The following is a 25,840-nucleotide window of genomic DNA, read 5'->3' on the forward strand; positions in this document are numbered from 1 at the left end:
CGTGGGCTCGGCGATGTTTATAAGACACAGAAACCGACCTCCCCACCCCCGACGCCCTGGCCCACGCCAGCCAATTGCTGCGCGGCGTCAGCGAAACCCTCGACGAACACTGCCGGCTGCACGTCGGCGACCTGGGCCTGCACATGCTCAGCAACGCCGCCTACGCCGCCGATATGGCGCGTGCCCTGATCGAACAGACGATGGCCCGTTACGACGCCCCCTGGAGCCACGTCCATGAGCGACGACCTGAAAACCTGCACCACCCAAGGCAGCGAAACCTGCCTGGAGCTGTTCCGCGTGCAGCCGGGCATTCCGCTGCCGCGGGTGCTGGATGAGATCTCGGTGTTGCTCGGTTGTATACGCCACCTGTCCACCGAGGCGGAAATGGAAGGGGACCTGCTGGCGGGGAGTGCGGCCCGTATCTTGAGCGATATGGCCAAGGCGTTGATCAACGATGTGGAGCGGGGGATTAACAGGGTGGATCGTTGAACTGAAACAGCATGGGGTCGCTGTGCGACCCTTTCGCTGGCAAGCCAGCTCCCACCCCGACCGCATCAGCTCAAGCTATGTGCTTATCCTGTGGGAGCCGGCTTGCCGGCGAAAGGGCCGCTTTGCAGCCCCAGCATCAGACGCTCAACCCTGCCACTTGCCCCCTTCGACAATCACGCTTTCAGGCTTGGTGTCATCGCTCAGTTCTTTACGCACGTACTGGTCATACAGCTTGAGCAAAAACTTCTCCTCACCCAGCTTGGAAAGCTCCGCATTCACCCAGTCACGCAGCTCGGCATTGCCCTTCTTCACCGCCGGGGCAATCGGTGCCTCTTCGCCCAGCAGCTGCGGCAGCACGCGGTAACCCGGGTTCTGCTTGGCCCAGCTGAACAGGATCAGGTTGTCCTGGGCGTAGGCATCGCCACGGCCATTGGCCAGGGCGGCCAGCGACTCGCTGTTCTTCTCGAACTTGAGCAGCTTCCAGTCCGGGTGGTTATTCGTCAGCCAGATATCGGCCGTGGTGCCGGTGGTGACGATGATGGTCTTGTCGGCCAGCTCGTCGAGCTTCTGCACCGGGCTGCCGTCGGCAACGATGGCCTGCACCGCCACGCGCAGGTTGGGGTTGGTGAAGTCCACCGCCTCCTTGCGCTCGGGGGTGACGGTCATGTTGGCGAGGATCAGGTCGACCTTGTCGCTCTGCAGGAACGGGATACGGCTGGCGGGCTCGACGGCGACGAACTCGACCTTGTTCTCGTCGCCCAGCAGGTCCTTGGCGAAGCGCCGGCCAATGTCGGTGTCGAAGCCGACGTAGCGGCCGCTTTCATCGACGAAGCCGAACGGCGGCTTGTCGGTGAACACGCCGACGATCAGCTTGTCGCGGGCCTTGATGGTTTCCAGGTAGCTGGTGGCAGGCGAGGCGGCAGCAGGCTTGGCCGGCTCTTCGGCCTTGTTGCAGCCGGCCAGCAGGGCCAGGCCAAGCAGTGGAGCGAGCAGTTTGGCAAAGGGTGCGGTGTTCATGACAGTTCCTTGTGCAGTGTCTTGGGCAGGCTTTCGACGAAAGAGAATTTCTCCAGGAACTGCTGCGCGCGTGCGGTCTGCGGTTGGGTGAAGAAGCGCTCGGGGGGGTTCTGTTCAAGGATCCTGCCGGCCTCCATGAACACGATGCGGTCGGCCACCGCGCGGGCGAAGGCCATTTCGTGGGTAACGATGAGCAGGGTCATGCCGTCCCGGGCCAGGCCCTGGATCACTTGCAGCACCTCCTTGACCATCTCGGGGTCGAGGGCCGCGGTGACTTCGTCGAACAGCATCACCTGGGGGTTCATGCACAGCGAGCGGACGATGGCGATGCGTTGCTGCTGGCCGCCGGAGAGCTGGCGCGGGAAGGCATCGCGTTTATCCAGCAGGCCCACCCGCGCCAGCAGCGCCTCGGCCTGGGCCTGCGCCTCGGCGCGTTCGCGCTTTTGCACCTTGAGCGGGCCCAGCAGCAGGTTGTCCAGCACGCTCATGTGGCCGAACAGGTGGTAGCTCTGGAACACCATGCCCACCCGCTGGCGCACCTGACGCCAGTCGGTGTCGGGGGCCAGCAGCTCCTGCCCTCCCAGGCGCAGGCTGCCGCTGCGGGCCTGTTCCAGGCCGTTCAGGCAGCGCAACAGGGTGCTCTTGCCGCAGCCGCTGGGGCCGAGGATCACCACCACCTCGCCGGCGCGAACCTTGAGGTCGACGTTATCGAGCACCTGGTGCTCGCCGAAGAACTTGTTGAAACCGTGGAATTCGATCAATGCGCTCATGAGTGGGCCCAGCGGCGTTCCAGCACACGCGAGGCGGCGGAAAGCGGGTAGCAGACGAAAAAGAAGAACAGCAGCAGCACGCCGTAGATCAGCGCCGATTCATAGGTGCGCTCGATGATCTGCTGGCCGGCCTTGATCACCTCGACCACGCCGATCAGCACCGCCAGCGAGCTGGTCTTGATGATGCGCGTATAGATGTTGATGGTCGGCGGGGTCATGCGCTTGAGCGCTTGCGGCAGCAGCACATAGGCGTACAGCTGCCAGCCGGACAGCCCGATCGACAGCCCCGCCTCGCGCTGGCCACGGGGCAGCGAGCCCAGTGCACCGCGCACCACCTCGCCGACCTCGCTGGCGCCCCACAGGCCCAGCACCAGCACCGCGCACCAGAAGCTGGGGATACTCAGGCCGAGGAAGATCGGCAAGCCGAAGAACACCAGGTACAGCCAGACCAGCACCGGGATTGCCCGGAACAGCTCCAGGTACACCTGCAGCAGCAGGTTCAGCAGCCGGTTGCCAAGGGTGGCCAGCACGCCGTAGAGCACGCCGCCGAGGGTGGCAAAGGCGATGCCCAGTGCCGAGATCGCTACGGTTTGCCCGGCGCCGGCGGCCAGTTGCGGCCATGACACCTGCAGCAGTTCAAATGCCGAACTGGCCATGTTGCAGCCTCCTTTCCAGGTGGCGCAGCAGCAGCGACAGCGGCAGGAAGATCAGCACGCAGAGCAGGGTCAGCACCGCGAGCATCTCGTAGGTCTTGTAGTACAGGGCGATGTAGTTCTTGGTGGTGTAGAGGATTTCCGGCACTGCCACCGCCGAGACCACGGTGGTCTCCTTGAGCAGGAACACGAAGTTGGCGAACAGCGCCGGCAGGCTGAGGATTCCGGCCTGCGGCAGGATCACATGGCGCAGCAACTGGCCTTCGGACAGGCCGATCGAACGCCCGGACTCCAGCTGCGCCCGCGGCACCGCTTCGACACCGGCGCGCAGCACTTCGGTGAGGTAGGCGCCGCCCATGAAGGTCATGGTAATGATGGCCGCGGCGAAGCCCGAGATCTTCACCCCCACGCCCGGCAGGGCGAAGTAGACGAAGAACAGCTGGATCAGCAGCGGCGTGTTGCGCGCCAGCTCCACGTAGCCTTGCACCAGGCGCCGCAGGTATGGCGTACGAAAGACCAGAACCGCCGAGTTGAGCAGCGCCACCAGCAGCGAGGTGGCAATGGCGATCAGGCCGACCTGCAAGGTCACCCCCACCGCCTTGAAGAAGGCCGGCAATGTGCTAAGCATGAAGGCGGTGTCGAAACTCATGGAGAGGGCCTCGACACAAGGTTAGGGAGGTACGGCATGGGCAGGTTCCAGGTCGGCACGAGGGTCGCTCGGCGTCGTTTCACGCGTAGTGGCGCTGTGCCGGTAGGCACGATTTATAGACTCTAAAGGTATAAAAATATTTTTATAAATACCTTTATTGCATATCTATATCACCGCTCGTTTCCTTCGGAAATTTCCTGCATCAGGCCGGGACCTTTCTCACGGCCTACCCCTCAAACAGATTTCAAACTGTGACCTGCACGGCCCCATCAACTTACAAGGACGAAAACGATGAACAGCCCCTGCTCACCTGCTGCAAATGAACAACTATTGTGGCTGCTGGCCCTGCGCCGGGCGCTGGGTGAACAGCGCTGATCTGTCCCTTGTCGAAGATCGCCCCAACCTCTGTGCTGCGCTGTCGCGCAGAGCGCTGGCGTTATGAGCGCGTCGCTTTTGTGGGAGCGGGTTCACCCGCGAAACAGGCGACGCGGTGTATGGCACCGGCTTCGCCGGTGTTCGCGGGTGAACCCGCTCCCACAGGGGACTGCTTCGCGCAGGGGACTATTGTTCTCTGCCAGCCAGCGCAGCCCGAAGGGCTGGGTGATCGCCTGCAGGGCCGGTGTCGAGTTCTTATGATGAAACCGGCAAAAACAAAAACGCCGACGCAAGATGCGTCGGCGTTTTTCGTTTCAGGCTTGGCGGATGCCGCGTATCAGAACGCCGGCAGTACCGCGCCCTGGTACTTCTTGGCGATGAACGCCTTCACTTCCGGGCTGGTCAGGGCCTTGGCCAGTTTCTGGATGGCCTCGCTGTCCTTGTTGTCCGGGCGGGCCACCAGGAAGTTCACGTACGGCGAGTCGGCACCCTCGATCACCAGGGCATCCTTGGCCGGGTTCAGGCCGGCTTCCAGGGCGTAGTTGGTGTTGATCATGTCCAGGTCGACCTGGTCCAGCACGCGCGGCAGCATGGCCGATTCCAGCTCGCGGAACTTGAGCTTCTTCGGGTTCTCGGCGATGTCTTTCGGGGTGGCCAGGGCGTTTTTCGGGTCTTTCAGGGTGATCAGGCCAGCCTTCTGCAGCAGGAGCAGGGCGCGGCCGCTGTTGCTGCCTTCGTTAGGGATGGCAACGGTGGCGCCTTCCTTCAGCTCGGCCAGGGTCTTGACCTTCTTCGAGTAGCCACCGAAGGGCTCGACGTGTACGCCGATCACGGTTTCCAGGTGGGTGCCTTTGCCTTCATTGAAATTCTGCAGGTACGGCAGGGTCTGGAAGTAGTTGGCGTCCAGGCGTTTCTGGTCGACCTGCACGTTCGGCTGCACGTAGTCGGTGAACACTTTGATCTGCAGGTCGACGCCTTCTTTGGCCAGGGTCGGCTTGATCAGTTCAAGGATTTCAGCGTGGGGTACCGGCGTGGCGGCGACCACCAGTTTCTCGGCGGCAGAGGCCAGGCCTGCAAACGAAAGGGCGGCGGCCAGGGCGGTGGTCAGCAGGGTCTTTTTCATGGTGATCCTTGTTATCGAGCTGGGCCATCGCAGATGGCTACGTCAGGTGCCCACCCGTTCGGGTGGGCGTGAAACGGACGATACCGGGATTTTTTATTCCGTAACAATATCTTTTACTTAGCTGCTTATTCCAAAAACAAATGGCCATCAGCGCCTTTGCTTATGAGCTGCCTGGCGCCGCTCTAGCGTGAGGGTTCATCCAGCTGTGCCAGGCTGTCGGTCAGCAGCTGGCGCAAGGCATCCAGGGTCTGCACTTCGCGGCTGCGGCCTAACTGCCCAAGCTGGCGCGCCAAGCTGGCCAGCGGGGTAGCGTCCGGCAGGTCGAGGTGTTCGGGGAGGATTTCCTCGCCATCACTGACCAACAGGGCGAAGTGGATGACGTTCTCAAGCTCCCGGGTATTGCCCGGCCAGGCGTGGGCCTCCAGCGCCTGCTGGGCAGCCTCGCTGATCAGCGCCAACGGCCGGTCCAGGCGCACGCTGTAGATGCCGACGAAGTACTCCGCCAAGGGCAGGATGTCACCGACCCGCTCGCGCAGCGCCGGCAGCTCCAGCTCGCCCTCATGCAGGTAGTGGTAGAGCCGCTCGTTGAAACGCCCGGCCTGCACCGCCTTGGCCAGGTCGATACTGGAAGCGGCGACCAGACGCACGTCCACCGGCTGCGGCTGGGCGGCACCGACGCGGGTCACTTCACGGTTTTCCAGCGCCGCCAGCAACTTGCCCTGGATCGTCAGCGGCAGGTCGGCAATCTCGTCCAGGTACAAGGTGCCGCCGTTGGCCGAGCCGAACCAGCCCGCGCGGCTGCTGGCGGTACCGCCCTGGCTGCCGGCGCTGTAGCCGAACAGTTCGGCGTCGGCATAGGTTGGGCTGATGGCGGCGCAGTTGACCGAGACGAACAGCCCCGGGCGATCACTGGCACGGTGGATCTGCCGCGCCAGCAACTCCTTGCCGGTGCCGGTCTCGCCCCGGATCAATACCGGCAGCGGTTGCGGCGCCAGGCGCTCGAGGGCCTGGCGCAGCGCCTGTGAGCGCGGGTCGACGAATACCAGCGCCTTGGCGCGGATGCTCAGCGGGCTCTTGTCCAGTTCAGGGAAGGTCAGCAGGGGCTGGCCGAAAGGGGTGTGGAAGGTCATGGAAAACTCCCGCCCCGGTCGCGCGCGGCCGGGGCTCAAGGTATTCATGGAACGGCCGGCGGATCAGGCGCGCCGCAATGCGCGCTGGTCGATCCGGGCCTGCAGGCGGAAAAGGTAGGCGAAGCCCTGTTCCCAGCGCTCGTGGCCGGACTTGACGTTGATATGCCCGGCATGGGCCAGCAGCCCCGCCTCGGCATCCCAGGCGCGTGCCAGGTGCAGCGCCCGTGGCACGCTCACCGCCGGGTCGTTGTCCGAGCTGACCACCTGGCTTGGGAACGGCAGCGCCTGCAGCGGGATCGGCGCAAAGTTGCGCAAGGCCGGCGCGCAGTTGGGCCGCTCGACATCAGCCGGCGCCACCAGCAGCGCGCCACGCACCCGTCGCAGCAGGTTCGGGCTGGCCTGGGCGGCCCAGTGGGCGACCGTGATGCAACCCAGGCTGTGGGCAATCAGAATCACTGGCGAGCTTTCGGCGGCGATCGCCTGCTCCAGCGCTTGCACCCAGTCGCGCCGCTGCGGGGTAAGCCAGTCCTGCTGCTCGACCCGGGCACTGTTGGGCAGGCTGCGCTGCCAGTGACTCTGCCAATGGTTGTCTGGCGATCCTTGCCAGCCCGGCACAATCAGGTAACGAATCGACTCATTGCGCATGGGGACGCCTCCGAAAGTTTGCGTGCTTGGGGTGCAAGTATAAGGAGGCAGTTATATCCGTAAAGGAATAAGAAGCTATTTATTAATAACCAAAATATCAAAACATCAAACGCCGCCCATAAAAAAGGGCCGTCGAAACGGCCCAAAATCCCTGCTATGGCTAAGAGCATTACAACGAGGATTCACTTAACGATTGGGTTGCGGCGTCAGGCGCAGATAAGGTTTCACCGCCCGGTAGCCTTTCGGGAAGCGCTGCTTGATTTCGTCCTCGTCCTTGAGCGACGGCACGATCACCACCTCGTCACCGTCCTGCCAGTTGGCGGGGGTGGCGACCTTGTGGTTGTCGGTCAGCTGCAGCGAATCGATAACCCGCAGGATCTCGTTGAAGTTGCGCCCGGTACTGGCCGGATAGGTGATGGTCAGGCGCACCTTCTTGTTCGGGTCGATGACGAACAGCGAGCGCACCGTGAGGGTGTCGCTGGCGTTGGGGTGGATCAGGTCGTACAGGTCGGACACCTTGCGGTCGGCGTCGGCGATGATCGGGAAGTTGACCACGGTGTTCTGGGTCTCGTTGATGTCATCGATCCAGCGGTGGTGCGAGTCGACCGGGTCGACCGACAGGGCGATGGCCTTGACGCCACGCTTGGCGAAGTCGTCCTTGAGCTTGGCGGTCAGGCCCAGCTCGGTGGTGCACACCGGGGTGAAGTCGGCCGGGTGGGAGAACAGCACGCCCCAGCTGTTGCCCAGCCATTCGTGGAAGCGGATCTTGCCGGCGCTGGAATCCTGTTCGAAATCGGGGGCGATATCGCCAAGTTTGAGGCTCATGTAAGCGGCTCCTTTGCGGTGTCTGTCTGGCCTGGATGGGTTCAATGTGCCTGCATTCGAATAAAAATAAAAAGAATAAATATCGATTTATTTATAACCACAATGCATACGAAATCGCAGGCACAAAAAAGCCTCGCACTAGGCGAGGCTTCTTCTGTGGCCGCTACGACTTACATGAAGGCGTAAGTGTAGTTGACGATGAAGCGAGTCTGATCCTGGTCGGCGCTGCTTTCGTTGCCTTCACCACGGTACACGCCCTGACGCAGGCTGAAGCCCAGGCCTTTGAGGGTACCTTGCTGGATGGTGTAGTCGACACGAGCGTCACGCTCCCACTCGTCGTAGGTGCCGTGGCCGTTCTTGTACTTGACGTCGTCACCACGCAGGTAAGCGACCGATGCCTTCAGGCCGGGTACGCCCAGCGCAGCGAAGTCATAGGAGTACTGACCGAAGTTGGTGTTTTCGCCAGCACGGGCGAACTGGTTGATCATGCTGTCGGTGAACAGGTAGAAGCTCGAACCGCCAGCGCCTTCAGGACGGTTGTTGCCGTTGCGCACAGCGCCCTGGTTCAGCCAAACGAAACCACCGTCGTCGCCGACTTGTTGGCGACCCAGCATGAGCGCGTGACCGCCCAGGGTGTAGGTGAACATGGCGGACCAGGTCTTGTTGTCGACCTTGCCAGCGTTCTTGGCGTAGCCGCCGTTGTTGTCGAAGGCGTAGGTGCCAACGTCACCGTTTTTGCCGTCGCTGCTACTATCGAAGTAGCGCAGGTCGGTCTTGAACGACTGGTTGTCGGCGATCTTGAAGACGTGGGTAGCACCCAGGAAGTGCTGCTTGTAGAAGTCTTCCAGGTTCGAGTAGTAGTACTGCAGGGTCAGGTCTGGAGTGAGTTTGTAGTCCAGACCGCCGAAGCGGAACTTGTTGCTGTCGGCGAAGGCGCCCGAGACCGACAGGCCGGTTCGGTTGCTCGATGCACGGCCCATGGCGTGGGTCAGCTGACCGGCGTTGATGGTCAGGTTGTCGATTTCCTTCGACTGGATGGTGCCACCTTCAAAGGTCTGCGGCAGCAGACGGCCATCGTTGGCTACCAGGATTGGCAGGTTCGGGGCCAGCGCGCTACCGAAATGCGCTTCAGTCTTGGAGAAGCGAGCCTTGGCATTGCCGCCAACACGAGCCCACTGACTTACCGAGGAGCCATCGCTATCGTCTGGGAGGAAGCCGGCTTTGTGGTAACCCTTGCCGCCATCCAGGTGGATACCCCATACAGCCTGGGCATCGACGCCGAAGCCCACGGTGCCTTCAGTGAAGCCGGAAATGTAGTCGAGTTTGAAACCTTGGCCGCTTTCACGCTGGTCCGGACGCTTTGCAGTCCCGGTGGCATGGGCCTCACGGTTGTTGTTGTCGAAATACATGGTGCGCGAGCTCAGGGACACTTTGCTGTCCTCGATGAAACCTGCAGCGCCTGCTTGTTGGGCGAGAACCCCCAGTGCCACGGCCAGGGCCAGGCTGGACTTGTACATGTTTTGCTCCTCTACGTTCTAATTTTTGTGCGTCACAAGCGGCGGAGTCTGTTGCCCCACTCGCCCGGGATTGGCGATTTAGCACCAATGCGTGACCGCCAAGTCAATGCTCAACGATCGATTCGCGACTTTGGTCTAAGCCGCCGTCCTGCGCTACAGGATAATGACAATCCTATAAATCCAAAATGACCGTTTTATGAATCTGTAAGATTTTTACGGAATAACATTGGAACCTTTACTGCGAAAGGTTGTATCGACGGCGTCAATCATACCTTTAGGTTATGTGCAAACGTTTGGCGACGCTCAACCGCACAGCCCCCCGGCCGGAACCGAGAAAGCCTAGCAGCCCTTCTGCATCCCGCCAGCCGCTGCATCGCCGCCGCGCCCTTAAAGCGATTGGCTCCTAAGCTAATGCAAAAAAGTTATTTATTTCTAATTTCTTAGATCATCTAGTCTTCTCGCCATCCATAGCCCAATTGCCTGACGAGAGGTTCACCATGATCCCGCATGCCCCGCTGCGCCTGTTCGCTGCCCTGACCCTCGCCGGCACCAGCTGGCTGGCCCAGGCCGCCGACCTGACCGTCGCCTACCAGACCACCGTCGACCCGGCCAAGGTGGCCCAGGTGGACGGCGACTATGAAAAAGCCAGCAAGGCCAGCATCGACTGGCGCAAGTTCGACAACGGCGCCGACGTGATCACCGCGGTGGCCAGCGGCGACGTGCAGATCGGCTACCTCGGCTCCAGCCCCCTGGCCGCCGCCGCCACCCGCAAACTGCCGGTCGAGACCTTCCTGATCGCCACCCAGATCGGTGCCGGCGAGGCGCTGGTCGCCCGCGACAGCATCAAGACCCCACAGGACCTGGTGGGCAAGAAAGTCGCCGTGCCGTTCGTCTCCACCGGCCACTACAGCCTGCTGGCCGCGCTCAAGAGCTGGAACATCGACCCCACCAAGGTGCAGATCCTCAACCTCGCGCCACCGGCGATCATCGCCGCCTGGAAGCGCGGCGACATCGACGCCACCTATGTCTGGGACCCGGCCCTGGGCGTGGCCAAGGAAAACGGCAAGGTGCTGATCACCTCCGGTGAGCTGGCCGAAAAAGGCGCGCCGACCTTCGACGCCTGGATCGTGCGCAAGGACTTCGCCGCCAAGCACCCGGACATCGTCAAGTCATTCGCCAAGGTGACCCTCGACGCCTATGCCGACTACCGCAAGGACCCGAAAGCCTGGCTGGCCAACCCGGACAACGTTGCCAAGCTGGTCAAGCTGTCGGGTGCCAAGGCGGCGGACATCCCGGTACTGCTGCAAGGCAACGTCTACCCGCTGGCGGATGACCAGGCCAGTGCCCTCGGCGCACCGACCACCCAGGCGCTGACCGACACCGCCACCTTCCTCAAGCAACAGGGCAAGGTCGATGCGGTACTGCCGGACTACTCGCCCTACGTCAGCAAGCAATACCTGCCCAACTAAGACCGGAGCCCGTCATGGCCTTGCTTGAACTGGAGCGCATCAGCGCACAGTACCCCGGCGCCAGCACCCCGGTGCTGGCCGACATCAACCTGAGCCTGGGCCCACGCCAGCTGCTGGTGGCCCTTGGGCCGTCCGGCAGCGGCAAGACCTCGCTGCTCAACCTGATCGCCGGTTTCGTCGCCCCCAGCGCCGGGCGCATCACCCTTGACGGTGCCGCGGTGCAAGGGCCAGGCGCCGAGCGTGGTGTGGTGTTCCAGGACGACGCCCTGCTGCCCTGGCAGGACGTGCTGAGCAATGTCGCCTTCGGCCTGCAACTGGCCGGCGTGCCCCGCGCGCAGCGTGAAGCCAAGGCCCGCGAGATGCTGGCGCTGGTCGACCTGGCCGGCTTCGGCGAGCGCCACATCTGGCAGTTGTCCGGTGGCCAGAAACAGCGCGTGGGCCTGGCCCGGGCGCTGGCCGCCGACCCTCGGGTGCTGCTGATGGACGAACCCTTCGGCGCCCTCGACGCCTTCACCCGCGAACAGATGCAGGAGTTGCTGCTGCAGGTCTGGCAGCGCACCGCCAAGCCGGTGTTCCTGATCACCCACGACATCGAAGAAGCAGTGTTCCTGGCCACCGAGCTGGTACTGCTGGCGCCCAACCCTGGGCGTGTGGTCGAACGCCTGCAACTGGACTTTGGCCAGCGCTATGCCGCCGGCGAGCCAGCGCGGGCGATCAAGTCCGACCCACAGTTCATCGAAACCCGCGAGCACGTGCTGGCGCGGGTGTTCTCGCAACGCGAAGCCGCCCGCCGAGAGGAGTCTGCATGAGCAGCCTGGACCTGCCTGTCGCGGCCAAACGTGACGCCAAACCTACCCCGGCCAAAGCCCGCCGCCCCCTGTCCACCCGCTGGATCAGCACCCTGACCCTGGCCACCCTGCTGCTGGCCTGGTGGCTGGTGACGGCCGCCGGCTGGGTCGAGCCGCTGTTCCTGCCGCCACCCGCCGATATCCTGGCCAAGGCCTGGACCCTGCTCACCCAGGGCTACATGGACGCCAGCCTGTGGCAGCACCTGGGCGCCAGCCTCGGCCGCATCGGCCTGGCGCTGGTGGCTGCGACCCTGACCGCCATCCCGGTCGGCCTGGCCATCGGCTACAACCGCGTGGCCCGTGGCATCCTCGACCCGCTGATCGAGTTCTACCGGCCGATCCCGCCGCTGGCCTACCTGCCATTGATCGTGATCTGGTGCGGCATCGGCGAGCTGTCCAAGGTACTGCTGATCTACCTGGCGATCTTCGCCCCGATCGCCATCGCCACTGCCACCGGCGTGCGCACCGTCGACCCGACCAAGCTGCGCGCCGCGCAATCGCTGGGCGCGACCAAGGCCCAGCTGATCCGCCACGTGATCCTGCCCAGCGCCCTGCCCGACATCCTCACCGGCGTGCGCATCGGCCTGGGCGTGGGCTGGTCGACCCTGGTCGCCGCCGAGCTGATCGCCGCCACCAGCGGCCTGGGCTTCATGGTGCAGTCGGCGGCGCAGTTTTTGGTGACCGACGTGGTGGTGCTGGGGATCCTGTTGATCGCCCTGATCGCCTTCGCCCTGGAGATGGGGCTGCGCGCCCTGCAGCGCAAGCTGGTGCCCTGGCATGGGCAGAGCCATTGATTGCGTGCTGGGCCCATCGCCGGCAAGCCGGCTCCCACAGGAATTACGTGCCTATTGTGGGAGCTGGCTTGCCAGCGATGAGGCCAGCACAGACAGTCCAACTCTTTCGAGCGGTTGGACCCACCGAATTACAAGCGAGACCGACATGAGCCTGACCATCACCCCCTTGAGCCCGGCCCTGGGCGCGCAGATCAGCGGCATCGACATCAGCCGCGATATCACCCCCGAACAGCGCGATGCCATCGAGCAGGCGCTGCTCCAGCATCAGGTGCTGTTCTTCCGCGACCAGCCGATCAACCCCGAACAGCAGGCGCGCTTCGCCGCCCGCTTCGGCGACCTGCACATCCACCCGATCTACCCCAACGTGCCGGACACCCCGCAGGTGCTGATCCTCGACACCGCCGTGACCGACGTACGCGACAACGCCGTGTGGCACACCGACGTGACCTTCCTGCCGACCCCGGCGCTGGGCGCGGTGCTCAGCGCCAAGCAGCTGCCGGCCTACGGTGGCGACACCTTGTGGGCCAGTGGCATTGCCGCGTTCGAGGCGCTGTCGGCGCCGCTGCGCGCGATGCTCGACGGCCTGACCGCCACCCACGATTTCACCAAGTCGTTCCCACTGGAGCGCTTCGGCACCACGCCGCAGGACCTGGCGCGCTGGGAAACCACCCGGCGCAACAACCCGCCGCTGTCGCACCCGGTGGTGCGCACCCACCCGGTCAGCGGGCGCAAGGCGCTGTTCGTCAACGAAGGGTTCACCACGCGGATCAACGAGCTGAACGAGTATGAAAGCGAGGCGCTGCTCAAGCTGCTGTTCGCCCATGCGACGCGGCCGGAGTTCAGCATTCGCTGGCGTTGGCAGGAGAACGACGTGGCGTTCTGGGACAACCGCGTGACCCAGCATTTCGCGGTGGACGACTACCGGCCCAATCGGCGGGTGATGCACCGGGCGACCATCCTGGGGGATGCGCCGTTCTAGAGCGCTCTCCTATGACGGCCTCTTCGCGGGCAAGCCCGCTCCCACAGGGATCGCACCGCTACTGAATGCGTTGCAGTACCTGTGGGAGCGGGCTTGCCCGCGAAGAGGCCGGAACAGGCCTACCTGACCAGATGCAGGTACTGCATGTGCCGCTCGTACTGGTCGAGGATGTCGTTGATGATCTGCTCCTTGCTGTAGCCCACCAGGTCGTAGTTCTGGCTGCCCTCGCTCAGGTGCACCTCCGCCCGGTAGTAACGGCGGTTCTTCAACTCCTGCGTGCCCAGCCCACCCAGGGCGAACGACGGCGTGAAGTACCCACGCATCTGCACCTGGTAGATGAATGGCTGCTCATCGCCATGGCCGATCTTCAGGCTGACGTTGTCATGGCTCGGGTCATCCTGGGTGATCAGCACCAGGCCCTTCTGCTCGAACACCTCGCGCACCTCGGCAATCGCCGGGCGCACCACGTCGTCCATGAAGCGGTACACCTCGTCGCGTGACGGGAAATGCACCGCCTGGCTCAGGCGCTGGCGCCAGCCGCCACGGCCGCGCCGCGACTGGGCGAACGGCGCCAGCGAATGCATCTGCGCAATCTGCCGCTGGCTCTCCAGGTAGAAGGCCTTGTGCAGCCCCCACATCATGCACAGCAAGATCAGCGAGAACGGCAGCGAGGTCAGCACCACCGCAGACTTGAGCGAGTCGATGCTGCCGGCGAACAGCAAGGCGCTGGTGATCAGCGCGGTCATCGCGCCCCAGAAGATCCGCAGCCAGTTCGGCCCGTCTTCGTCAGCGCCGCCGCCCTTGGCCGACAGCGTCGACAGCACCACGGTGCCGGAGTCGGCCGAGGTGACGAAGAACACGAAGCTGATGAACACCGTCACGGCGATCACCGTCTTGCTCCACGGGTAGGTTTCCAGCAGCAGGTACAGGCTCATCGACGGGTTGTCGATGGCCGACTGGCCAAGCGCGGTCATGCCGTGGTTGATCACCTGGTCCAGCGCGCTGTTGCCGAAGATCGACATCCACGCCAGGGTGAAACCCAGTGGGATCAGCAGCACGCCGAAGACGAACTCGCGAATGGTACGGCCGCGCGAGATACGCGCGATGAACAGGCCCACGAACGGCGCCCAGGCAATCCACCAGGCCCAGTAGAACACCGTCCAGCCGCCCAGCCAGTCACGTTGCTCGCCGTAGGCGTACACGTCGAAGCTCTTGCGCGGCAGGGCACCGAGGTAATCGCCAAGGTTCTGGATCAGGGTGTTGAACAGGTGCTGGGTGGGCCCGGCGAACAGCACGAACAACAGCAGCGCACAGGCCAGGAACAGGTTGATGTCGCTCATCACCCGCACGCCCTTCTCTACCCCTGCAACCGCCACGGCCACTGCCGCGCCCATCATCAAGGTGATCAGCAGCACCTGCACCCACTGGCTGTGGCTGATGCCGAACAGGTAGTCGAGCCCGGCATTCAGGTGCAGCACGCCAAAGCCCATGTCGGCGCCCAGGCCGAACACCGTGGCGATGATGCCGAAGCCGTCCACCGCGTAGCCGATCGGGCCGTTGATGCGTTTGCCGATCAGCGGGTACAGCGCCGAACGCAGCGCCAGCGGCAGGTTGTGGCGGTAGGCGAAATAGGCCAGCGCCATGCCGACGAAGGCGAACACGCCCCAGCCATGCAGGCCCCAGTGCAGGAACAGGATCTGCATCGCCTGGCGCCCGGCCTCGGCCGTGCCCGCCTCGCCCTGGGGCGGCTGGAGCATGTGGGTCAGGGGTTCGGAAACACAGAAGAAAAACAGCGTGATGCTGATGCCGGCGGCGAACAGCATGCCCGCCCAGGACAGGTAGCTGAACTCGGGTTCGTCGTGGTCGGCACCGAGCTTGATCTTGCCGTAGCCGGACACTGCAGTGACCACCACGAACACCAGGTACAGGGTCATGGCCAGCATGTAGTACCAGCCGACGGTGTTGGCCGCCCAGTTTTGCGCCGCCAGCAACCATGCGCCGGCCGCTTGTGGCATGGCGATGACCACCAGGCCGAACAGCAGAATGAAGCTTGCCGCGAAGTAGAACACCGGGGGGTTCATGCGGATCTTGCCGTTGGCAAGAGCAGGTGTCGGTGCACTCATCGGGCGTGCACCTCGTCACAGGACGTGAGGTTCGGATTGTACGGGTTCAGCAAAGGAATCCTCCTGTTGAACACCGGCAATGGACCAGCGTTTTTCATTGAACAAGCGTTCAAGTTAAACATGGAATGGATTTCAATGCGACCCGATGCCGCTGGGCGGGGCATCGACGTCGGCCTCTTCGCGGGCAAGCCCGCTCCCACAGGCTTACACCAAACTTGTGGGAGCGGGCTTGCCCGCGAAGAGGCCCGAACAGGCGTTGCACAACTCAGATCAATTCTTGTCCTGGCAATCGAGCTGAAGGTTAGCTTGGGTAATGTTGCTCTCAGCCGGCACGCTGCGGGTCAGCCACACGTTGCCGCCAATGGTCGAACCCTTGCCGATGGTGATGCGCCCCAGAATGGTCGCCCCGGCATAGATCACCACGTCGTCCTCGACGATCGGGTGGCGCGCCAGGCCTTTGTGCAGGGTGCCCGACTCGTCGCTGGGGAAGCGCTTGGCACCCAGGGTCACCGCCTGGTAGATGCGCACCCGCTCGCCAATGATCGCCGTCTCGCCGATCACCACGCCGGTGCCGTGGTCGATGAAGAAGCTCGGGCCGATCTGCGCGCCGGGGTGGATGTCGATGCCGGTGGCCGAGTGCGCCAGCTCCGAGCTGATCCGCGCCAGCAGCGGGAGGCCAGCCCGGTACAGGTGATGGGCCAGGCGGTGGTGAATGATCGCCAGGATGCCCGGGTAGCACAGCAGCACCTCGTCGACGCTGCGCGCCGCCGGGTCGCCGTGGTAGGCGGCCAGCACATCGGTATCGAGCAGCACGCGCAAGGCCGGCAGGGCAGCGGCGAAGTCCTGGACCAGGCGCAGGGCATGGGCGTCCACATCGGTGACGTCGGTCTTGCCATGGCGCGCCGCGTAACGCAGCTCCAGGCGAGCCTGGGCCAGCAGCGCGGTCAGTGCAGCGTCGAGGGTATGGCCGACGTAGAAGTCCTCGCTTTCCTCGCGCAGGTCCACCGGGCCCAGGCGCATGGGGAACAGCGCGCCGCACAGTTGCTCGAGGATCTGACGCAGCGCCTCGCGCGACGGCAGCTCGCGGCCGCCCTGCTCGCCGCTGCTGCGGCCATTGCTGCTGCGCCATTGCTCACGGGCGCTGCGCAGGCCGTTGACGATGCCCTGCAGTTGCCAATGGGCTGTTGATGGTTGTTCGCTCACGGTGGATCTCCTGCCAGGCTTGTCATTGCCAATGCCGGCCTCTTCGCGGGTAAACCCGCTCCCACAGGTTTTGCGCATTCCCTGTGGGAGTGGCGGTTCGCCGCTGCGATTTACCCGCGAAGAGGCCCGCGCTGACTACATGCGATCCACTGTAAGACAAATCCCCCCCTTGGAAAAAACAACGCTTTATTCCATCCTGCACTAAGTCGGGTATAAGCAACGCTGACGGGGCCTCCATTCATGACTACCCTCAACGCTGCCGATCCGCTGCAGATGGTAATCATGGAATAACAACCTGGTTTTTTATTATTTCCAGGCCTATGCAGCCCACCTCTATAGTTGCCACCCACTACTTCCACAACAAGCGCGGGGCCACACATGTCCAAATTCGCCAAACCCCTACTCAATGCCAGCCTGGCGCTCCTGCTCGGCGCCGGCCTGCTCGGCCAGGCCTTCGCCGGCGAGCAACTGAAGACCATCCAGGAAAAAGGCGTGATCAACGTCGGCCTGGAAGGCACCTACCCGCCATTCAGCTTCCAGGATGAAAACGGCAAGCTGGCCGGCTTCGAAGTGGAGCTGTCGGAGCTGCTGGCCAAGGAGCTGGGGGTCAAGGCCAAGGTGCAGCCGACCAAGTGGGACGGCATCCTTGCCGCGCTGGAGTCCAAACGTTTGGACGTGGTGATCAACCAGGTGACCATCTCTGAAGAGCGCAAGAAGAAGTACGACTTCTCCGAGCCCTACACCATCTCCGGTATCCAGGCGCTGGTCCTGAAGAAGAAAGCTGAACAGTTGAACATCAAGACCGCACAGGACCTGGCCGGTAAAAAGGTCGGCGTAGGCCTGGGCACCAACTACGAACAATGGGTCAAGCAGGACGTGCCGAAAGCCGAAGTACGCACCTATGAAGACGACCCGACCAAGTTCGCCGACCTGCGCAACGGCCGCATCGACGCCATCCTGATCGACCGCCTGGCCGCGCTGGAATACGCGCAAAAAGCCAAGGACACCCAGCTGGCCGGCGACGCCTTCTCGCGCCTGGAAAGCGGCGTGGCCCTGCGCAAGGGTGAGCCCGAGCTGCTGGCCGCGCTGAACAAGGCCATCGACAAGCTCAAGGCTGACGGCACCCTGGCCAAGCTGTCCGAGAAATACTTCGGTGCCGATGTCACCAAATGATTGCTGAAAGCCTGCAACTCGTTGCCGATTCCACGCCCTTCCTGCTGAAGGGCGCTGGCTACACGGTGCTGCTCAGTGTCGGCGGCATGTTCTTCGGCCTGGTGCTGGGCTTTGCCCTGGCATTGATGCGCCTGTCGAAGATCCTGCCGCTGGACTGGCTGGCACGCATCTACGTCTCGTTCTTCCGTGGCACGCCGCTGCTGGTGCAGCTGTTCGTGATCTATTTCGGCATGCCGCAGATCGGTATCGAGCTCGACCCGATCCCGGCCTCGCTGATCGGCCTGTCGCTGAACATGGCGGCGTACATCTGCGAAATCCTGCGCGCGGCGATCTCCTCGATCGACCATGGCCAGTGGGAGGCCGCGGCCTCCATCGGCATGACCCGCACCCAGGCCATGCGCCGGGCGATCCTGCCGCAGGCGCTGCGCACCGCGCTGCCGCCACTGGGTAACAGCTTCATCTCGCTGGTCAAGGACACCGCCCTGGCGGCGACCATCCAGGTGCCCGAGCTGTTCCGCCAGGCGCAGCTGATCACGGCCCGCACCTTCGAAGTGTTCACCATGTACCTGGCGGTTGCGGTGATCTACTGGATCCTCTGCAGCATCCTCGCGCACTTCCAGAACCGCATGGAAGCGCGGGTCAACCAGCACGACCAGGAGCACTGACGATGATCGTAGTAGAAGGCCTGACCAAGCGGTTCAAGGGCCAGACCGTGCTCAACGGCATCGACCTCACCGTACAACCGGGCGAAGTGGTGGCCATCATCGGCCCCAGCGGCTCGGGCAAGACCACCTTCCTGCGCTGCCTCAACCTGCTGGAAACGCCCGACGCCGGGCGCATCCAGATCGGCGATATCAGCATCGATGCCAACCGCCCCCTGGGTGGCCAGCAAAGTGCGATTCGCCGCCTGCGCCAGCAGGCCGGGTTCGTGTTCCAGAACTTCAACCTGTTCCCCCACCGCACCGCGCTGGACAACGTCATCGAAGGGCCGGTCATCGTCAAGAAGACCCCTCGCGACAAGGCCATCGAACTGGGCAAACGCCTGCTGGCCAAGGTTGGCCTGGCCGGCAAGGAAGACGCCTACCCCCGGCGCCTGTCCGGTGGCCAGCAGCAACGGGTGGCCATTGCCCGCGCCCTGGCCATGGAGCCGGAGGTGATCCTGTTCGACGAGCCCACCTCGGCGCTCGACCCCGAACTGGTGGGCGAGGTGCTGGAGACCATCCGCGGCCTGGCCGAAGAAAAACGCACCATGATCATCGTCACCCACGAGATGAGCTTCGCCCGCGATGTCGCCAACCGGGTGATCTTCTTCGACAAGGGCGTGATCGTCGAACAGGGTGAGGCCAAGGCGTTGTTCGCCAACCCCAAGGAGGAGCGGACGCGGCAGTTCTTGCGCAAGTTCCTCGGGACCGCTGCCGCGCAGGACTGACTTTCAGCGTTGTCTTCTTCGCGGGTAAATCGCAGCGGCGAACCGCCGCTGCGATTTACCCGCGAATGCGTTGGAGCGCCTGGCGAAAACCTCGACTTCTATAGATATTCCAAAGTGTTAGTTCATAAACATTTAATAAGCCATTAGGGTATATAAACCGGACCACCGGACCAGCAAATGTCTGCCGACCTCACCCCGAGGCGGCACAGCCAACTTTTGTGAGGTAAGGAATGGTCAGGATCACAATCACCCCAGTGGCCAACGCCAGGGCATTGAGTGCAGCCAAGGAGCGGTACTGATGTCCAGCCAGCCAACCACCCAATCGTACAGCGATACCGACAGCTCGCCCCTGCTGCTGCCCGCCAAGGTGCTGCGCAGCGACGAGGAGGCCCTGCAGGCCGCCCGCGAACTGGCCGAAGTGGCCCGCCACAACGCCGCCCGCCGCGACCAGCAACGCAAGCTGCCGTGGGCCGAGATCGAACAGTTCACCCGTAGCGGCCTGGGCAGCATCAGCATCCCCAAGGCCTACGGCGGCCCTGAAGTGTCATTCGCGACCATCGCCGAAGTGTTCCGCCTGATCAGCGCCGCGGACCCGGCGCTGGGGCAGATCTCGCAGAACCAGTTCGGCATCCTGCAACTGGTGCGCCTGACCGCCACCGAGGCGCAGAAGCAGCGAATCTTCCGCGCCGTGCTCGACGGCTGGCGTATCGGCAATGCCGGGCCTGAGCGTGGCACCAAGGACACCCTGACGCTCAAGGCGCGCATCACCCGCAAGGGCGATGACTTCAGCATCAGCGGCGAAAAGTTCTACTCCACCGGCGCCCTCTACGCGCACTGGGTGGCGGTCAAGGCGCTGGACGACGAAGGCCGCCAGCGCCTGGCGTTCGTGCGCCGTGGCAGCCGCGGCCTGCGCATCGTCGACGACTGGTCGGGCTTTGGCCAACGCACCACCGCCAGCGGCACCGTGCTGCTGGACCAGGTGCCGGTGGACGCCGACCTGGTTGTGGATAACTGGCGCCAGCGCGATGTGCCGAACATCCAGGGCGCCGCCTCGCAGCTGATCCAGGCGGCCATCGACGCCGGTATCGCCGAGGCGGCGATCGAGGACGCGATCACCTTCGTGCGCGAGAAGTCGCGGCCGTGGATCGAAGCCAAGGTCGAGCGCAACAGCGATGACCCTTACGTGATCGCCGACATCGGCCGCCTGAAGCTCGACCTGCATGCCGCCGAAGCGCTGCTGCGCCGGGCGGCCAAGGTGCTCGACGAAGTCAACGCTGGGCCCGTCGACGCTGCCGCTGCCGCGCGGGCCTCGATTGCCGTGGCCGAAGCCAAGGTGCTCACCACCGAGATCTCGCTGCAGGCCAGCGAGAAGCTGTTCGAGCTGGCCGGCAGCCGCGCGAGCCTGGCCGAGTACAACCTCGACCGGCACTGGCGCAACGCCCGGGTGCACACCCTGCACGACCCGGTGCGCTGGAAGTACCACGCGGTCGGCGCCTACTACCTCAACGGCACCCTGCCAAACCGCCATTCCTGGATCTGATTTAAAGCCCTGGGGCTGCTATGCAGCCCTTCGCGGGTAAACCCGCTCCCACAGTTGAGTGATGAACCCTGTGGGAGCGGGTTTACCCGCGAAGGGGCGCAAGGCGCCCCCGTGCCCGGAGAGCACCATGACTGCATCCCTCATCACCAACGACGCCCAAGCCCTGGCCGTCGCCGAAGAACTCGCCCATCACCTGCGCCAGGACAGCGCCGTTCGCGACCGCGAACGCCGCCTGCCCCACGCCGAACTCGAACGCTTCGTGCACACCGGCCTGTGGGGCATCAGCGTGCCCAAGGCCTTTGGCGGCGCCGGCGTGTCCAGCGCCACCCTGGCCAAGGTCGTGGCCCGCATCGCCCAGGCCGACGCCTCGATCGGGCAGATCCCGCAGAACCACTTCTACGCCCTGGAAGTGCTGCGGGTGAACGGCACCCCCGGGCAACAGAAACGGCTGTATGCCGAAGTGCTGGCCGGCCGCCGCTTCGGCAATGCCCTGGCCGAAATCGGCACCAAGAATGCCCACGAACGCACCACGCGCCTGACCCGCGACGGCGAGCACTACCGCATCAACGGCCGCAAGTTCTACTGCACCGGCGCCATCTACGCCCAACGCATCCCGACCCTGGTGATCGACGAACAGGAAGTGCAGCACCTGGCGTACGTGCCTGCCGACACCCAGGGCATCGAAATCATCGACGACTGGAGCGGCTTCGGCCAACGCACCACCGGCAGCGGCTCGGTGGTGTTCGACAACGTGGCGGTACGCGCCGAAGACGTGGTGCCGTTCGGCAGCGCCTTCGAGCGCCCGACCACGGTCGGCCCGCTGGCGCAGATCCTCCACGCCGCCATCGACACCGGTATCGCCCGCGCCGCCTTTGAAGACGCTTTGCACTTCGTGCGTACCCGCAGCCGGCCGTGGGTCGACTCCGGCGTCGACAAGGCCAGCGACGACCCACTGACCCTGAAGAGCTTCGGCCACCTGGCGATCCGCCTGCACGCCGCCGAAGCGCTGCTGGAGCGCGCCGGCGAAATCCTCGACATCGCCCAGGCCGACAGCACCGCCGACACCCTGGCCGCCGCGTCCATCGCCGTGGCCGAGGCACGGGCCATCAGCACCGAAATCTCGCTGGCCGCCGGCACCACCCTGTTCGAACTGGCCGGCAGCCAGGCCACCCTGGCCGAGCACAACCTCGACCGCCACTGGCGCAACGCCCGGGTACACACCCTGCACGACCCGGTGCGCTGGAAGTACCACGCCATCGGCAACTACTACCTCAACGACGAGAAGCCGCCGCGTCGGGGGACCATCTGATGGCCAAGCAGATCCTGCTCAATGCCTTCAACATGAACTGCATCGGGCACATCAACCACGGCCTGTGGACCCACCCACGGGACACCTCCACCCAGTACAAGACCCTCGACTACTGGACCAACCTCGCGCGCCTGCTGGAGCGCGGGCTGTTCGACGGGCTGTTCATCGCCGATATCGTCGGCACCTACGACGTGTACGGCCAGTCGCTGGACGTGACGCTCAAGGAGTCGATCCAGCTGCCGGTCAACGACCCGCTGCTGCTGGTCTCGGCCATGGCGGCGGTGACCCGGCACCTGGGCTTCGGCCTTACCGCCAACCTCACCTATGAAGCGCCGTACCTGTTCGCCCGGCGCCTCTCCACCCTCGACCACCTGAGCGGCGGCCGGGTCGGCTGGAACGTCGTCACCGGCTACCTCGACAGCGCCGCCCGGGCCATGGGGCTGGAACAGCAACCCGAGCACGACCGCCGCTACGACCAGGCCGACGAGTACCTGCAGGTGCTGTACAAACTGCTCGAAGGCAGCTGGGACGAGGATGCCGTGGTCGCCGACCGCACGCAGCGTGTATATGCGCGCCCGGACAAGGTGCACAAGGTCAGCCACCACGGCGAGTTCTACGACGTCGAGGGCTACCACCTGTGCGAACCCTCGCCGCAGCGCACCCCGGTGCTGTTCCAGGCTGGCAGTTCGGCGCGCGGCCTGGCCTTTGCCGGCAACCACGCCGAGTGCGTGTTCATCAGTGGCCAGGACAAGGCCGCCACCCGCGCCCAGGTCGACAAGGTGCGTGCAGCGGCGCAAGCCGCGGGTCGCGACCCGCAGGCGGTCAAGGTATTCATGGGCATCACCGTGATCGTGGCCGCAACCGAGGATGAAGCCCGCGCCCTGCACGCCGAGTACCTGCACTACGCCAGCCCCGAGGCCGGCGTGGCGCACTTCGCCAGCTCCACCGGTATCGACTTCTCGCGCTACGGGCTGGACGAACCGATCGGCTTCGCCAAGGGCAATGCCATCCAGTCCGCCACCCGCCAGTTGCAGGACAGCGCCTGGACCCGCCGTCGCTTGCTGGAGCAGCAGGCCCTGGGCGGTCGCTACGTGACCCTGGTCGGCAACCCCGAACAGGTCGCCGAGCAACTGATTGGCTGGCTCGACGACACCGGCCTGGACGGTTTCAACCTGACCCGCACCGTCACCCCGGAAAGCTTCGAAGCCTTCATCGACCTGGTCGTACCCGAACTGCAACGCCGCGGCCGCTACAAGACCGCCTACGTCGAAGGCACGCTGCGCGAGAAGCTGTTCGCCAGCGACCACCCGCACCTGCCCGCCGACCACCCCGGTTCCACCTACCGCAACACCCATACCCCTGCCCCGACTGGAGCCCTGCACCATGCTTGAGAAACTGTTCCGGCCCGTCGCGGCCATCGCCCTGGGCCTCGGCCTGTCCGCCGCCGCCTTCGCCGCCGAGCCACTGAAAATCGGCACCACCGCCGCCTTCGCCATCCCGTTGGAAGCGGCAGTGGCAGAAGCCCATAAACAAGGCCTGGAAGTGAAGCTGATCGAGTTCAGCGACTGGATCGCGCCCAATGTCAGCCTCAACAGCGGCGACATCGACGTGAACTACTTCCAGCACATCCCCTTCCTGGAAAACGCCAAGGCCGCCGCCGGCTTCAACCTGGTGCCCTATGCACCGGGGATCATCAACAACGTCGGCCTGTATTCGAAAAAGTACAAGCGCTTCGCCGAGCTGCCCGAAGGCGCCAGCGTGGCCATCGCCAACGACCCCATCAACAGCGGCCGTGGCCTGCAACTGCTGGCCAAGGCCGGCCTGATCACCCTCAAGCCGGGCGTGGGCTACAAGGCCACCGAAGACGACATCATCGCCAATCCGAAGAAGATCAGGATCCTCCAGGTGGAAGCGGTGCAGCTGGTACGTGCCTATGACGACGCCGACCTGGTACAGGGCTACCCGGCCTATATCCGCCTGGCCAACACCTTCGACGCCACCTCGGCGCTGCTGTTCGACGGCCTGGAGAACAAGGAGTACGTGATTCAGTTCGTCATCCGTGCGCAGGAGAAAAACGACCCGCGCCTGGCCAAGTTCGTCGATATCTACCAGCACTCGCCCGCCGTGCGCGCCGCCCTGGACAAGGCCCACGGCAAGCTGTACCAGGCCGGCTGGGAAGGCTGACATGAGCCAGGCCAGCGCCCTCAGGGCGCTTCCCACGCAGCCAGTGCCGCCCAGGGCGCCTGAACAGGTGCTGCGCCCGGAAGTAGCCCAGGCCCATGTGCGCTTCATCGGCCTGGGCAAGACCTACCCGGGCCAGGCGCAACCGGCGTTGCAAGGCATCGACCTGAACATCCGCCGCGGCGAGATCTTCGGCATCATCGGCCGCAGCGGCGCCGGCAAGTCGTCGCTGCTGCGCACCATCAATCGCCTGGAGCAACCCAGCCAGGGCCGGGTGCTGATCGACCAGGTAGATATCGCGCCGTTCGACGAAGACCGCCTGGTGGCGCTGCGCCGGCGCATCGGCATGATCTTCCAGCACTTCAACCTGATGTCGGCCAAGACCGTGTGGCAGAACGTCGAGCTGCCGTTGAAGGTGGCCGGCGTGAGCAAGCCCGAGCGTCAGCGCAAGGTGCGCGAACTGCTGGAGCTGGTGGGGCTGGCGGAAAAACACCACGTGTACCCGGCGCAGCTGTCCGGCGGGCAGAAGCAGCGGGTCGGCATCGCCCGGGCGCTGGTGCACGACCCCGAGATCCTGCTGTGCGACGAGGCCACCTCGGCGCTCGACCCGGAAACCACCGCGTCGATCCTCGAGCTGCTGCGCGACATCAACCAGCGCCTGGGCCTGACCGTGGTGCTGATCACCCATGAAATGGCGGTGATCCGCGATATCTGCCAGCGCGTGGTGGTGCTCGAGCGCGGCGAAGTGGTCGAGCAGGGCGAGGTGTGGCAGGTGTTCGGTGCGCCACGCCACGAGGTCACCCGCACCCTGCTAGCGCCCTTGCAGACGCGCCTGCCCGCCGCCTTGCAGGCCAGCCTGCGGGCCAGCCCGGCCAGCCGCGATGCCGCCGTGGTGCTGCGCCTGCAGCTGCTCGGTGAGCCGGAGCTGAGCACGCTGTTCAGCGACCTGGGTGGGCGCGTGCGCCTGCTCCAGGGCGGCGTCGAAACCATCGGCGAGCATGCCCTGGGCCAGTTGATCCTGGCTGTGCGCGGCTCACCGCTGGACACCCATCAATTGCTCGAACGCGCCCGCCGCTGGGCGACGGATGTGGAGGTACTCGGCCATGTGGATTGATCGCCTGATGCAAGGCTTGCTGGACACCCTGCTGATGGTCGGCGTGTCCTCGCTGGTGGCGCTGCTCGTAGGCGTGCCGATGGCGGTGCTGCTGGTCACCAGCGACAAGGGCGGGATCTTCCAGGCGCCGGCGCTTAACCGGGTGCTGGGCGCCATCGTCAACCTGTTCCGCTCGATCCCGTTCCTGATCCTGATGGTCGCGCTGATCCCCTTCACTCGCCTGGTGGTCGGCACCACCTATGGCGTGTGGGCGGCCGTGGTGCCGCTGACCATCGCCGCCACGCCGTTCTTCGCCCGGATTGCCGAGGTCAGCCTGCGCGAGGTCGACCATGGCCTGATCGAAGCGGCCCAGGCCATGGGCTGCCGGCGCTGGCACATCGTCTGGCATGTGTTGCTGCCCGAGGCGTTGCCGGGGATCGTTGGCGGTTTCACCATCACCCTGGTGACGCTGATCAACTCGTCGGCCATGGCCGGGGCGATTGGGG

At 64.5% G+C, this 25,840-nt stretch carries 26 protein-coding genes; 14 read left to right on the plus strand and 12 right to left on the minus strand.

What is annotated here, in order from left to right; genetic code table 11:
* Positions 1–17: 17 nt before the first annotated feature.
* On the minus strand, positions 18–236 hold the full coding sequence (locus tag L6D77_RS25670; protein ID WP_236170199.1) for a hypothetical protein: 219 nt from the start codon (positions 234–236) through the stop codon (positions 18–20).
* Here L6D77_RS25670 and L6D77_RS25675 point away from each other — a divergent pair.
* Positions 235–489 (plus strand): DUF3077 domain-containing protein, encoded by a 255-nt coding sequence (locus L6D77_RS25675; RefSeq protein ID WP_232885195.1) that lies wholly within the window; start codon positions 235–237, stop codon positions 487–489. The genes L6D77_RS25670 and L6D77_RS25675 overlap by 2 nt on opposite strands.
* A 144-nt stretch (positions 490–633) precedes the next feature.
* Here L6D77_RS25675 and L6D77_RS25680 read toward each other — a convergent pair whose 3' ends face one another.
* The 9 genes from L6D77_RS25680 to L6D77_RS25720 all read right to left on the minus strand — a co-directional run bounded on the left by L6D77_RS25680 (position 634) and on the right by L6D77_RS25720 (position 9,193).
* On the minus strand, positions 634–1,506 hold the full coding sequence (locus tag L6D77_RS25680; protein WP_232885194.1) for a transporter substrate-binding domain-containing protein: 873 nt from the start codon (positions 1,504–1,506) through the stop codon (positions 634–636).
* Positions 1,503–2,276 carry an amino acid ABC transporter ATP-binding protein gene (locus L6D77_RS25685; protein ID WP_232885193.1) on the minus strand — a complete coding sequence of 258 codons (774 nt, stop codon included), beginning with the start codon at positions 2,274–2,276 and terminating at the stop codon, positions 1,503–1,505. The genes L6D77_RS25680 and L6D77_RS25685 overlap by 4 nt, the downstream gene beginning before the upstream one ends.
* A complete protein-coding gene (locus L6D77_RS25690) occupies positions 2,273–2,932 on the minus strand; it encodes an amino acid ABC transporter permease (protein WP_232885192.1) in 660 nt (219 codons plus the stop codon). The genes L6D77_RS25685 and L6D77_RS25690 overlap by 4 nt, the downstream gene beginning before the upstream one ends.
* Positions 2,913–3,578: an amino acid ABC transporter permease gene (locus tag L6D77_RS25695; protein WP_232885191.1), complete on the minus strand. Its 666-nt coding sequence runs from the start codon at positions 3,576–3,578 to the stop codon at positions 2,913–2,915. The genes L6D77_RS25690 and L6D77_RS25695 overlap by 20 nt, the downstream gene beginning before the upstream one ends.
* A 712-nt stretch (positions 3,579–4,290) precedes the next feature.
* Positions 4,291–5,076: a MetQ/NlpA family ABC transporter substrate-binding protein gene (locus L6D77_RS25700; RefSeq protein WP_232885190.1), complete on the minus strand. Its 786-nt coding sequence runs from the start codon at positions 5,074–5,076 to the stop codon at positions 4,291–4,293.
* Positions 5,077–5,258: 182 nt separating this feature from the next.
* Positions 5,259–6,206, minus strand: coding sequence for a sigma 54-interacting transcriptional regulator (locus tag L6D77_RS25705; RefSeq protein WP_232885189.1), 948 nt, complete (start codon positions 6,204–6,206; stop codon positions 5,259–5,261).
* Between the two features lie 63 nt (positions 6,207–6,269).
* Positions 6,270–6,851, minus strand: coding sequence for an alpha/beta hydrolase (locus L6D77_RS25710; RefSeq protein ID WP_232885188.1), 582 nt, complete (start codon positions 6,849–6,851; stop codon positions 6,270–6,272).
* 186 nt (positions 6,852–7,037) lie between these two features.
* Positions 7,038–7,676: a peroxiredoxin gene (locus L6D77_RS25715; protein ID WP_125465985.1), complete on the minus strand. Its 639-nt coding sequence runs from the start codon at positions 7,674–7,676 to the stop codon at positions 7,038–7,040.
* A gap of 170 nt (positions 7,677–7,846) precedes the next feature.
* The gene (locus L6D77_RS25720) at positions 7,847–9,193 is read right to left on the minus strand and encodes an OprD family porin (RefSeq protein WP_232885187.1); all 1,347 of its coding nucleotides are present in this window, start codon (positions 9,191–9,193) and stop codon (positions 7,847–7,849) included.
* A 497-nt stretch (positions 9,194–9,690) separates the two neighbouring features.
* Here L6D77_RS25720 and tauA point away from each other — a divergent pair, with 497 nt between their 5' ends.
* From tauA to tauD, 4 genes are all read left to right on the plus strand, one after another.
* A complete protein-coding gene (gene tauA / locus L6D77_RS25725; RefSeq protein ID WP_232885186.1) occupies positions 9,691–10,662 on the plus strand; it encodes a taurine ABC transporter substrate-binding protein in 972 nt (323 codons plus the stop codon).
* Positions 10,663–10,676: 14 nt separating this feature from the next.
* Positions 10,677–11,471, plus strand: coding sequence for a taurine ABC transporter ATP-binding subunit (gene tauB / locus L6D77_RS25730; RefSeq protein ID WP_232885185.1), 795 nt, complete (start codon positions 10,677–10,679; stop codon positions 11,469–11,471).
* The gene (gene tauC, locus L6D77_RS25735; protein ID WP_232885184.1) at positions 11,468–12,304 is read left to right on the plus strand and encodes a taurine ABC transporter permease TauC; all 837 of its coding nucleotides are present in this window, start codon (positions 11,468–11,470) and stop codon (positions 12,302–12,304) included. The genes tauB and tauC overlap by 4 nt, the downstream gene beginning before the upstream one ends.
* 145 nt (positions 12,305–12,449) lie before the next feature.
* Positions 12,450–13,283 carry a taurine dioxygenase gene (gene tauD, locus L6D77_RS25740; RefSeq protein WP_232885183.1) on the plus strand — a complete coding sequence of 278 codons (834 nt, stop codon included), beginning with the start codon at positions 12,450–12,452 and terminating at the stop codon, positions 13,281–13,283.
* Positions 13,284–13,402: 119 nt separating this feature from the next.
* Here tauD and betT read toward each other — a convergent pair whose 3' ends face one another.
* Together betT and epsC are read right to left on the minus strand one after the other, a co-directional pair.
* A complete protein-coding gene (gene betT / locus L6D77_RS25745; protein WP_232885196.1) occupies positions 13,403–15,364 on the minus strand; it encodes a choline transporter BetT in 1,962 nt (653 codons plus the stop codon).
* A gap of 312 nt (positions 15,365–15,676) precedes the next feature.
* Positions 15,677–16,609, minus strand: a complete 933-nt coding sequence (gene epsC / locus L6D77_RS25750) for a serine O-acetyltransferase EpsC (protein WP_232885182.1) — start codon at positions 16,607–16,609, stop codon at positions 15,677–15,679.
* A gap of 378 nt (positions 16,610–16,987) precedes the next feature.
* Between epsC and tcyJ the strand changes: the two genes are divergently transcribed.
* The 9 genes from tcyJ to L6D77_RS25795 all read left to right on the plus strand — a co-directional run.
* The gene (gene tcyJ, locus L6D77_RS25755; RefSeq protein ID WP_232885181.1) at positions 16,988–17,782 is read left to right on the plus strand and encodes a cystine ABC transporter substrate-binding protein; all 795 of its coding nucleotides are present in this window, start codon (positions 16,988–16,990) and stop codon (positions 17,780–17,782) included.
* Positions 17,779–18,447 carry a cystine ABC transporter permease gene (tcyL, locus tag L6D77_RS25760; RefSeq protein ID WP_232885180.1) on the plus strand — a complete coding sequence of 223 codons (669 nt, stop codon included), beginning with the start codon at positions 17,779–17,781 and terminating at the stop codon, positions 18,445–18,447. Before tcyJ ends, tcyL begins: the two co-directional genes overlap by 4 nt.
* Before the next feature lie 2 nt (positions 18,448–18,449).
* Positions 18,450–19,211: an L-cystine ABC transporter ATP-binding protein TcyN gene (gene tcyN / locus L6D77_RS25765; protein ID WP_232885179.1), complete on the plus strand. Its 762-nt coding sequence runs from the start codon at positions 18,450–18,452 to the stop codon at positions 19,209–19,211.
* Between the two features lie 298 nt (positions 19,212–19,509).
* Entirely contained in the window at positions 19,510–20,751 is a 1,242-nt protein-coding gene (locus L6D77_RS25770) for an SfnB family sulfur acquisition oxidoreductase (protein WP_232885178.1), read from the plus strand.
* Between the two features lie 127 nt (positions 20,752–20,878).
* Entirely contained in the window at positions 20,879–22,060 is a 1,182-nt protein-coding gene (locus tag L6D77_RS25775; protein ID WP_232885177.1) for an SfnB family sulfur acquisition oxidoreductase, read from the plus strand.
* Complete coding sequence (locus tag L6D77_RS25780) at positions 22,060–23,451, plus strand: LLM class flavin-dependent oxidoreductase (RefSeq protein WP_232885176.1); 1,392 nt, start codon at positions 22,060–22,062, stop codon at positions 23,449–23,451. Before L6D77_RS25775 ends, L6D77_RS25780 begins: the two co-directional genes overlap by 1 nt.
* Complete coding sequence (locus tag L6D77_RS25785; protein WP_232885175.1) at positions 23,444–24,244, plus strand: MetQ/NlpA family ABC transporter substrate-binding protein; 801 nt, start codon at positions 23,444–23,446, stop codon at positions 24,242–24,244. The genes L6D77_RS25780 and L6D77_RS25785 overlap by 8 nt, the downstream gene beginning before the upstream one ends.
* A gap of 1 nt (position 24,245) precedes the next feature.
* A complete protein-coding gene (locus L6D77_RS25790; RefSeq protein ID WP_232885174.1) occupies positions 24,246–25,355 on the plus strand; it encodes a methionine ABC transporter ATP-binding protein in 1,110 nt (369 codons plus the stop codon).
* The coding region (locus L6D77_RS25795) for a methionine ABC transporter permease (protein ID WP_236170200.1) at positions 25,345–25,840 on the plus strand (496 nt) is incomplete at its 3' end. The genes L6D77_RS25790 and L6D77_RS25795, both read left to right, overlap by 11 nt.

It is taken from the genome of Pseudomonas parasichuanensis (genome assembly GCF_021601385.1).
GTDB classification, from domain to species: domain Bacteria; phylum Pseudomonadota; class Gammaproteobacteria; order Pseudomonadales; family Pseudomonadaceae; genus Aquipseudomonas; species Aquipseudomonas parasichuanensis.

What these genes read in the sequence shown, in the direction of transcription:
- L6D77_RS25675 (WP_232885195.1), top strand. Translation starts at nt 235, where the DNA reads ATGAGCGACGACCTGAAAACCTGCACCACCCAAGGCAGCGAAACCTGC.
- L6D77_RS25670 (WP_236170199.1), bottom strand. Translation starts at nt 236, where the DNA reads ATGGACGTGGCTCCAGGGGGCGTCGTAACGGGCCATCGTCTGTTCGAT.
- L6D77_RS25680 (WP_232885194.1), bottom strand. Translation starts at nt 1,506, where the DNA reads ATGAACACCGCACCCTTTGCCAAACTGCTCGCTCCACTGCTTGGCCTG.
- L6D77_RS25685 (WP_232885193.1), bottom strand. Translation starts at nt 2,276, where the DNA reads ATGAGCGCATTGATCGAATTCCACGGTTTCAACAAGTTCTTCGGCGAG.
- L6D77_RS25690 (WP_232885192.1), bottom strand. Translation starts at nt 2,932, where the DNA reads ATGGCCAGTTCGGCATTTGAACTGCTGCAGGTGTCATGGCCGCAACTG.
- L6D77_RS25695 (WP_232885191.1), bottom strand. Translation starts at nt 3,578, where the DNA reads ATGAGTTTCGACACCGCCTTCATGCTTAGCACATTGCCGGCCTTCTTC.
- L6D77_RS25700 (WP_232885190.1), bottom strand. Translation starts at nt 5,076, where the DNA reads ATGAAAAAGACCCTGCTGACCACCGCCCTGGCCGCCGCCCTTTCGTTT.
- L6D77_RS25705 (WP_232885189.1), bottom strand. Translation starts at nt 6,206, where the DNA reads ATGACCTTCCACACCCCTTTCGGCCAGCCCCTGCTGACCTTCCCTGAA.
- L6D77_RS25710 (WP_232885188.1), bottom strand. Translation starts at nt 6,851, where the DNA reads ATGCGCAATGAGTCGATTCGTTACCTGATTGTGCCGGGCTGGCAAGGA.
- L6D77_RS25715 (WP_125465985.1), bottom strand. Translation starts at nt 7,676, where the DNA reads ATGAGCCTCAAACTTGGCGATATCGCCCCCGATTTCGAACAGGATTCC.
- L6D77_RS25720 (WP_232885187.1), bottom strand. Translation starts at nt 9,193, where the DNA reads ATGTACAAGTCCAGCCTGGCCCTGGCCGTGGCACTGGGGGTTCTCGCC.
- tauA (WP_232885186.1), top strand. Translation starts at nt 9,691, where the DNA reads ATGATCCCGCATGCCCCGCTGCGCCTGTTCGCTGCCCTGACCCTCGCC.
- tauB (WP_232885185.1), top strand. Translation starts at nt 10,677, where the DNA reads ATGGCCTTGCTTGAACTGGAGCGCATCAGCGCACAGTACCCCGGCGCC.
- tauC (WP_232885184.1), top strand. Translation starts at nt 11,468, where the DNA reads ATGAGCAGCCTGGACCTGCCTGTCGCGGCCAAACGTGACGCCAAACCT.
- tauD (WP_232885183.1), top strand. Translation starts at nt 12,450, where the DNA reads ATGAGCCTGACCATCACCCCCTTGAGCCCGGCCCTGGGCGCGCAGATC.
- betT (WP_232885196.1), bottom strand. Translation starts at nt 15,364, where the DNA reads ATGAACCCCCCGGTGTTCTACTTCGCGGCAAGCTTCATTCTGCTGTTC.
- tcyJ (WP_232885181.1), top strand. Translation starts at nt 16,988, where the DNA reads ATGTCCAAATTCGCCAAACCCCTACTCAATGCCAGCCTGGCGCTCCTG.
- tcyL (WP_232885180.1), top strand. Translation starts at nt 17,779, where the DNA reads ATGATTGCTGAAAGCCTGCAACTCGTTGCCGATTCCACGCCCTTCCTG.
- tcyN (WP_232885179.1), top strand. Translation starts at nt 18,450, where the DNA reads ATGATCGTAGTAGAAGGCCTGACCAAGCGGTTCAAGGGCCAGACCGTG.
- L6D77_RS25770 (WP_232885178.1), top strand. Translation starts at nt 19,510, where the DNA reads ATGTCCAGCCAGCCAACCACCCAATCGTACAGCGATACCGACAGCTCG.
- L6D77_RS25775 (WP_232885177.1), top strand. Translation starts at nt 20,879, where the DNA reads ATGACTGCATCCCTCATCACCAACGACGCCCAAGCCCTGGCCGTCGCC.
- L6D77_RS25780 (WP_232885176.1), top strand. Translation starts at nt 22,060, where the DNA reads ATGGCCAAGCAGATCCTGCTCAATGCCTTCAACATGAACTGCATCGGG.
- L6D77_RS25785 (WP_232885175.1), top strand. Translation starts at nt 23,444, where the DNA reads ATGCTTGAGAAACTGTTCCGGCCCGTCGCGGCCATCGCCCTGGGCCTC.
- L6D77_RS25790 (WP_232885174.1), top strand. Translation starts at nt 24,246, where the DNA reads ATGAGCCAGGCCAGCGCCCTCAGGGCGCTTCCCACGCAGCCAGTGCCG.